Source organism: Sphingopyxis sp. GW247-27LB, from assembly GCF_002277025.1.
In the GTDB taxonomy this organism is placed as follows: domain Bacteria; phylum Pseudomonadota; class Alphaproteobacteria; order Sphingomonadales; family Sphingomonadaceae; genus Sphingopyxis.
Map to the genome: position 1 here is coordinate 752,668 of NZ_NIWD01000002.1, position 8,071 is coordinate 760,738.

Sequence of the window (8,071 nt, forward strand, 5' to 3'; positions counted from 1 at the left end):
TGAAAAGCGCCGCAGGCCGAAATTGGTTGGCATTGAAACCAGATCGTCACAGGCGTATCCCCCTCGCATATTTCCCGAAGCTCGAGGTTATCAGCCCATGAAAAAGACCGTTTTCGCCATTTTGCTGTCCACCGCCGCGATCGTCGCGGGGCCCGTCGCCTGCACCAGCGGCAAGGACGACAGCTCGGCCGCCTACACGATCGGCACCGAACTCGGCATCAGCAAGGCCGCGATGGACACCGGCGTGAAGCCGGGCGACGATTTCTATGCCTATGCGAACGGCAATTGGCAGAAAACGACCGAAATCCCTGCCGACCGTTCGTCGACCGGCGCTTTCTACACCGCCTTCCTCGAGACGGAGAAACGCAACCGCGAACTGGTCGACGCCATCGTCAAGGGCACGCACGAGGAAGGCAGCGACGAAGCGCGCATCGCCAATTTCTACAAGGCCTATATCGATACGCAGGCGATCGACGCCGCAGGCACGAAGCCGGTCCAGGCCGACCTCGCGCGCTTCGCCGCGATCACCGACACGGCGGGGCTCTCGAAGGTGCTGGGCGAACAGATCCGCGCCGACGTCGATCCGCTCAACGCGACCGACTTCAACACCGAAAATCTCTTCGGCATCTTCGTGACCCAGGGCCTCGCGACCCCGGGCGAGGTGCTGCCCTATATGCTGCAGGGTGGGCTCGGCATGCCCGAGCGCGAATATTACCTGTCGTCCGATCCCAAGATGGCGGGCATCCGCACCGCCTATCAGGCCTATATCGCCAAGCTCTTGACCGCCGCCGGGATCGCCGACGCCGATGCGAAGGCGAAGCGCGTCTATGACCTCGAGCTCAAGATCGCGAAGGCGCACGCGACGCGCGCGGAGAGCGAGGACTTCACCAAGTCGGCGACGGTCTGGAACAGGGACGAGTTCGCGAAGAAGGCACCGGGCATCGACTGGCCGGCCTTCTTCGCCGCGGCGAAGCTCGACGGCGCGACGAAGGTTGCCGCCTATCATCCCGGCGCGATCACCGGCCTGTCGGCGCTGGTCGCCTCGCAGCCGCTCGACGCGTGGAAGGACTGGCTGACGTTCCACCAGATCAACAGCCACGCCGACGTGCTGCCGAGCACGATCGATAATGCGCATTTCGCCTTCTACGGCACGACGCTGTCGGGAACGCCGCAGCAGCGCAGCCGCGACAAGCGCGCGCTCGCGGCGCTCGACACCTATCTCGGCGACGCGGTCGGCCGCGTCTATGCCGAGAAATATTTCCCCGCCTCGGCCAAGGCCGAGGTCAGCGACATGGTCGACGGCATCAAGGCCGCCTTCGCCACGCGGGTGAAGGCGATCGACTGGATGGCACCCGAAACCAAGAAGGAAGCGCTGAAGAAGGTCGAGACGATCGCGGTCGGCGTCGGCTATCCCGAGACGTGGCGCGACTATGGCAGCTATTCGGTCGGCGCGAACACCGCCTATGCCAACGAGGTCGCGGGCGAGCAGGCCGAATATGCGCACCAGCTCGCCAAGATCGGCAAGCCGATGGACAAGGGCGAATGGTGGATGGTCCCGCAGACGGTCAACGCGGTCAACCTGCCGGTCCAGAACGCGCTGAACTTCCCCGCCGCGATCCTCCAGCCGCCCTTTTTCAACCCGCAGGCCGACCCCGCCTACAATTACGGCGCGATCGGCGCCGTCATCGGGCACGAGATCAGCCACAGCTTCGACAATAATGGCGCGGCGTTCGATTCGACCGGCGCGCTGCGCAACTGGTGGACGGCGGCCGATCTCAAGAAGTTCGAGGAAGCGGGTTCGGCGCTCGCGGCGCAATACGACACCTATAAGCCGTTCCCCGAACTTGCGGTGAACGGCAAGCTGACGCTGGGCGAGAATATCGCCGACGTCGCGGGGCTCCAGGCCGCCTACGACGCCTATCGCGCCTCGCTGAAGGGCAAGGAAGCGCCGGTGATCGACGGCTTTACCGGCGACCAGCGCTTCTTCATCGCCTATGCGCAGACCTGGGCGACCAAGATGCGCGACGAAGCGCTTCGCGCGCGCATCGCGACGGATGGCCATGCGCCGGGCAACTACCGCGCGCTGACGGTGCGCAATCTCGATGCGTGGTACAAGGCGTTCGACGTCAAGGAAGGCGACAAACTCTACCTCGCGCCCGACAAGCGGGTGCGCATCTGGGGCTGATGTGAGGGGAAGGCGGGGCAATTAATCTGCCCCGCCTTCGCTCTTCGCCGGTTTCTTGCGGATCAAATGGCTGTAGACGCCGACGCAGTTGATGCAGAGCAGCGCGACGTTCTGCCAGCCGATCCCTTCGCTGTCGGGCTGCAGAAAGCCCCAGCCGATCAGCGCGAGGCTGCTCGTCACGAAGATCACGAACGCCCAGCCGTTCCATCGCTCGCCGAGGTTGAGCGAGACAAGCAGCGCCGCGAGCGTCGCGGCGCCCGCGCCATAATATTGCAACGCGTCGAGCATCGTCTCGCTCATGCGAGCGCCCCGATCAGCGCGAAGAGTCCCGCCGCGCTCAGCACCGGCCAGGCGATGTGGCGCCCCCGCGTATAGGCGGCGTTGAACAGGCCGGTCGCCAGCCAGGCCGCGCCGATGACGGCCAGCAGCCCCTTTGGCGTCCCGGGCCAGCTCACCGCCGCCGCCGAAACGAGCATCAACACCGCTGTCGCGTGCCAGGCGAAGCGGACGATCCGGCGGACGAGCGCGTCGGCCAGCAAGCCTTCGCCGCTCCGCAGCAGCGGCACGATCAGGCGCCGATAGCCGAGCAGCGAATGCACCAGCGCTGCCGCCACCATGAAGGCGGCTGACAGCCAGAGCCAGATCACGCGCCGGCGCCGATCAGTTCGCGCCCGATCAGCATCCGGCGGATCTCGTTCGTGCCCGCGCCGATGTCGAGCAGCTTGGCGTCGCGCCAATAGCGTTCGACCGGCCAGTCCTTCGTATAGCCCGCGCCGCCTAAAGCCTGGATCGCTTCGCCCGCGACCTTCACCGCGCTCTCGCTCGCGAGCAGGATCGCGCCCGCGGCGTCGAAGCGCGTCGTCTGCCCCGCATCGCATGCCTTGGCGACGTTATAGACATAGGAGCGCGCCGATTGCAGCGCGACATACATGTCGGCGACCTTCGCCTGCATCAGCTGGAACGAGCCGATCGGCTTGCCGAACTGCTTGCGCTCGCGAACGTAGGGAATGACCGTGTCGAGGCACGCCTGCATGATGCCGAGCTGGAGTCCCGCGAGCACGACGCGCTCATAATCGAGCCCCGACATCAGCACGCCGACGCCGCCGTTCTCGGGCCCCATGATCTGCTCTTCGCTCACTTCGCAATCGGCGAAGACGAGTTCGGCGGTGGGCGAACCGCGCATCCCGACCTTGTCGATCTTTTGCCCGATGCTGAACCCCGGCATGTCCTTTTCGATCAGGAAGGCGGTGATGCCGCGCGATCCCGCCTCGGGGCTGGTCTTGGCATAGACGACCAAAGTGTCGGCATGGCTCGCGTTGGTGATCCAGAATTTGGTGCCGTTGAGGACATAGCCGCCCTGAACCTTCTCGGCCTTCAGCTTCATCGACACGACGTCGCTGCCCGCGCCGGCCTCCGACATGGCGAGGCTGCCGACATGCTCGCCCGAGATCAGCTTGGGCAGATATCTCGCCTTCTGCTCGTCATTGCCCCAGCGGCGGATCTGGTTGACGCAGAGGTTCGAATGCGCGCCATAGGACAGGCCGATCGCCCCCGAAGCCCGCGACACTTCCTCGACCGCGATCACATGCTCGAGATAGCCGAGCCCGAGCCCGCCCCATTGCTCCTCGACCGTGATGCCGTGGAGGCCGAGCTCGCCCATCGCGGTCCACAGCTCGTCGCGCGGGAACCAGTCCTCGCGGTCGGCCTTGTCGGCAAGCGGCGCGATCTTCTCGTCGGCGAAGCGGGCGGTGGTCTCGCGGATCATCTCGGCGGTCTCGCCGAGCGCGAAGTCGAAATCGGGGGTGGCGCGCATGGAGGTCCCTTCGGTCAGGGGCGGAACAGGCCGCGATACTGCATCAAAAGCGCAACATATGGAAATTGAAACGGCGTAAGGTTTGGCATAAAGAAAATTTATGATCAAACGCGCGCATATCCGGCAATTCCTTGCCGTCGTCGATGCCGGGAGCTTCACGCAGGCGGCGCTACGCATTCGCGTGACCCAACCCGCGCTCTCGACCGGCATAGCCGAACTCGAAAAGCTCGTCGGAACGTCGCTGTTCATTCGCAACCGGCGGCAGATTCGGTTGACGCAGGCGGGTGGGCGCTTCCTGCCGATCGCGCGCGACCTAGAACGCGGCTTCCGGGCGGCCGACGGATTCGGTGACGATGCGCCGACGCATTCGACCGAACTCAAGCTCGGCATCATCCGCTCGGTGCCCGGAGAATTGCTCCAGGCGATCGTAACGATCCTGCGACCCGGTTTTGCGATCGAACTGATCGAAAGCGGCGATTCCGAACTGCGCGCGGCGCTGGGCAGCGGACGGCTCCATATGGCGCTGCTGCCGCTGCGCAGCGGCGAACGCGGGCCGCATGCGACCCCGCTCTACGAAGAGCCGCTCAGCATGTTCGTCGCCGCGGATCACCCACTGGCGGGCCGTATCGAGGTGGCGCCCGAGGAATTGGCGGCCGAGACCATGATCGCGCGCCGGTCGTGCGAATTCCTCGATGCGACCAGCCGCTTCTTCACGCGCTACGGCGTGCGCCCGCGGTTTGCGCTGCGCAGCGAAAGCGACCAGCGGTGCCTTCGCATGGTCGCCGCGGGGATCGGGATCACCACCGCGCCGGTGTCGCTGGCGATCGACGGAATCGTGCCACTCAAGGTCGCCGGCTATGATTTCCGGCGCGAATTGGGGTTGCTCGTCGATCCGGCGTGGGGCGGCCTGGCCGAGGTCGCCCCGCAATTGGCGGAGGCGATAGACGCGATCCGTGCCACCGCCGCCGAATGGCGCGCGGCCAAGGTCGACGCGGCGGCGTGAGGATCGCCCGGCAAGTCTGGCTTGCATGGCCAAAAGGCCATACAGTTTGCGTGCCGTCGCTGGGAACGGCAAGGGCGGGGGCATGATCGATACGCTGACGCATCTTGATCGGCTGGAGGCCGAGAGCATTCATATTTTGCGGGAGGTGCTGGCGGACGCGGTGCGTCCGGTGATGCTGTATTCGGTGGGGAAGGACAGTGCGGTGATGCTGCATYTGGCGCGGAAGGCCTTTTATCCGTCGCCGCCGCCGTTTCCTTTGCTGCATGTGGACACGACGTGGAAGTTCCGGGCGATGTACGCGCTTCGCGACCGGATGGCGGCGGAGAGCGGCATGGAGCTGATCGTCTACCGGAACCCSGAGGCGGAAGAGCGGGGGATCAACCCGTTCGACCATGGCCCCTTGCACACCGACATGTGGAAGACGGAAGGGCTGAAGCAGGCGCTCGATCTTCACGGCTTCGACGTCGCCTTCGGCGGCGCGCGGCGCGACGAGGAGAAGAGCCGGGCGAAGGAGCGGATCTTCTCGTTCCGCACGGCGAGCCATGGCTGGGACCCGAAGCAGCAGCGTCCCGAGCTGTGGAACCTCTACAATGNGATCTTCACGGCTTCGACGTCGCCTTCGGCGGCGCGCGGCGCGACGAGGAGAAGAGCCGGGCGAAGGAGCGGATCTTCTCGTTCCGCACGGCGAGCCATGGCTGGGACCCGAAGCAGCAGCGTCCCGAGCTGTGGAACCTCTACAATGCGCGCAAGGCGCCCAGGACCGAAAGGGGGGGCGAGAGCATCCGGGTCTTCCCGATCTCGAACTGGACCGAGCTCGACATCTGGCAATATATCGCGCGCGAAGAGATCCCGATCGTGCCGCTCTACTTCGCCGCGCCGCGCCCGACGGTGGAGCGCGACGGGCTGCTGCTGATGGTCGACGACGAKCGCTTCCCGCTGCGCGCGGGCGAGGTGCCGGTGGAGCGCTCGATCCGCTTCCGCACCCTGGGCTGCTACCCGCTGACGGGGGCGGTSGAGAGCGAGGCGACGACCTTGTCCGAAGTCATCCAGGAGATGCTGCTGACGACGACGTCGGARCGGCAGGGGCGGGCGATCGACAAGGACGGCGGCGACGCGTCGATGGAGAAGAAGAAGCAGGAGGGCTACTTCTGATGCCCGACACTTCCGGCCCCCCTGTCTATGTCACCGACGCGCTGATCGCCGAGGACATCGACGCCTATCTCGCGAGCCATGAGGCGAAGTCGCTCCTGCGCTTCATCACCTGCGGCAGCGTCGACGACGGCAAGTCGACGCTGATCGGGCGGCTGCTCTACGACTCGAAGATGATCTTCGAGGACCAGCTCGCCGCGCTCGAGGCGGACTCGAAGCGGGTGGGCACGCAAGGGCAGGAGATCGACTTCGCGCTGCTCGTCGACGGCCTCGCCGCCGAGCGCGAGCAGGGGATCACGATCGACGTCGCCTACCGCTTCTTCACCACCGCGAAGAGGAAGTTCATCGTCGCCGACACCCCGGGGCACGAGCAATATACGCGCAACATGGTCACCGGCGCTTCGACCGCCGACCTCGCGGTGATCCTGATCGACGCGAGGAAGGGCGTGCTCACCCAGACGCGCCGCCACAGCTTCCTCGCGCATCTGCTCGGCATCAAGCACATCGTGCTCGCGGTGAACAAGATGGACCTCGTCGGCTACGACAAGGCGGTGTTCGACCGCATCACGCTGGCGTACCGCGCCTTCGCGAGCGAGATCGGCATCACGAGCTTCACGCCGATCCCGATCTCGGGGTTCAAGGGCGACAATATCACCGCGCCGAGCGCGAACACCCCCTGGTACAAGGGGCCCGCGCTGATCGAGCATCTCGAGAGCGTCGAGGTCGGCAGCGCCGCCGACGAGGCGAAGCCGTTCCGGATGCCGGTGCAATGGGTCAACCGCCCCAACCTCGACTTCAGGGGCTTCGCGGGCCAGATCGCGAGCGGAACGGTCAAGCCCGGCGACGCGGTGCGCATCCTGCCCGGCGGCAAGACGACGACGATCGACCGCATCGTGACCCTCGACGGAGACATGCCCGAAGCCGTCGCCGGCCAGTCGGTGACGCTGACCCTCGCCGACGAGATCGACTGCTCGCGCGGCGACGTGATCGCGGCGGCGGACAATCCGCCCGAGACCGCCGACCAGTTCGAGGCGACGCTCGTGTGGATGGCCGACGAGGCGATGATCCCGGGGCGCGGCTATTGGCTGAAGCTCGCGACGCAGACGGTGTCGGCGAGCGTGCAGGCGCCCAAGTACGAGATCAACGTCAACACGCTCGACCATCTCGCGGCGAAGACGCTCGAGCTCAACGGCATCGGGGTGGTCGAGCTCAGCACCGACAAGCCGATCACCTTCGAGGCCTATGCGGGCAACCGCACAAGCCCAAACAAGGTGTTGGGCGGGTTCATCCTCATCGACAAGCTCACCAACGCGACGGTCGCCGCGGGGATGCTGCACTTCAGCCTCCGCCGCGCGCAGAACGTCCACTGGCAGGCGACCGACATCGACCGCGACATGCGCGCGAACCTCAAGAACCAGCGGCCCGCCCTGCTCTGGTTCACCGGCCTCTCGGGCTCGGGCAAGTCGACGATCGCCAACCTCGTCGAGAAGAAGCTGCACCGGATGAACCGCCACAGCTTCCTCCTCGACGGCGACAATGTCCGCCACGGGCTCAACCGCGACCTCGGGTTCACCGAGGCCGACCGGATCGAGAATATCCGCCGCGTCGGCGAGGTGGCGAAGCTGATGACCGACGCCGGGCTCATCGTCATCACCGCGTTCATCTCGCCGTTCCGCGCCGAGCGCGACATGGTGCGCGCGATGCTCCCCGAGGGCGAGTTCGTCGAGATCTTCATCGACACCCCGCTCGAAGAAGCCGAGCGCCGCGACGTCAAGGGGCTCTACAAAAAGGCCCGCGCCGGCCAGCTCAAAAACTTCACCGGCATCGATAGTCCCTACGAAACACCCCAAAAACCCGAAATCCACATCCATACCACCAACATGACACCCCAACAGGCTGCCGACCTCATCGTCAATCGGCT

The 8,071-nt window shown here is 65.7% G+C and carries 6 protein-coding genes and 2 pseudogenes; 5 read left to right on the forward strand and 3 right to left on the reverse strand.

The annotated features are described in order from the left end of the window. The first annotated feature begins 97 nt into the window (after window positions 1-97). A complete protein-coding gene (locus tag CD928_RS03735; RefSeq protein WP_095384990.1) occupies window positions 98-2,185 on the forward strand; it encodes a M13 family metallopeptidase in 2,088 nt (695 codons plus the stop codon). A 21-nt stretch (window positions 2,186-2,206) separates the two neighbouring features. Here CD928_RS03735 and CD928_RS03740 read toward each other — a convergent pair whose 3' ends face one another. Genes CD928_RS03740 through CD928_RS03750 form a run of 3 tightly spaced genes read right to left on the reverse strand, consistent with a single transcriptional unit; the run spans window position 2,207 to window position 3,998 of the window. After that, a complete protein-coding gene (locus CD928_RS03740) occupies window positions 2,207-2,485 on the reverse strand; it encodes a hypothetical protein (RefSeq protein ID WP_095384993.1) in 279 nt (92 codons plus the stop codon). Next, window positions 2,482-2,832 (reverse strand): hypothetical protein, encoded by a 351-nt coding sequence (locus CD928_RS03745; protein ID WP_095384996.1) that lies wholly within the window; start codon window positions 2,830-2,832, stop codon window positions 2,482-2,484. The genes CD928_RS03740 and CD928_RS03745 overlap by 4 nt, the downstream gene beginning before the upstream one ends. Further along, window positions 2,829-3,998: an isovaleryl-CoA dehydrogenase gene (locus CD928_RS03750; RefSeq protein ID WP_095384999.1), complete on the reverse strand. Its 1,170-nt coding sequence runs from the start codon at window positions 3,996-3,998 to the stop codon at window positions 2,829-2,831. Before CD928_RS03750 ends, CD928_RS03745 begins: the two co-directional genes overlap by 4 nt. A gap of 100 nt (window positions 3,999-4,098) precedes the next feature. Here CD928_RS03750 and CD928_RS03755 point away from each other — a divergent pair, with 100 nt between their 5' ends. The 4 genes and pseudogenes from CD928_RS03755 to cysN all read left to right on the forward strand — a co-directional run. After that, window positions 4,099-5,001: a LysR family transcriptional regulator gene (locus CD928_RS03755; protein WP_095385002.1), complete on the forward strand. Its 903-nt coding sequence runs from the start codon at window positions 4,099-4,101 to the stop codon at window positions 4,999-5,001. Window positions 5,002-5,083: 82 nt separating this feature from the next. Continuing rightward, a pseudogene (gene cysD / locus CD928_RS03760) lies at window positions 5,084-5,593 on the forward strand (sulfate adenylyltransferase subunit CysD); the annotation flags it as partial. 2 nt (window positions 5,594-5,595) lie between these two features. Then, window positions 5,596-6,153 (forward strand): annotated as a pseudogene (gene cysD / locus CD928_RS03765) (sulfate adenylyltransferase subunit CysD); the annotation flags it as partial. After that, window positions 6,153-8,071 (forward strand): sulfate adenylyltransferase subunit CysN (gene cysN / locus CD928_RS03770; RefSeq protein ID WP_095385004.1); only part of this gene is annotated, 1,919 nt, incomplete at its 3' end. The pseudogene cysD (CD928_RS03765) and the gene cysN, both read left to right, overlap by 1 nt.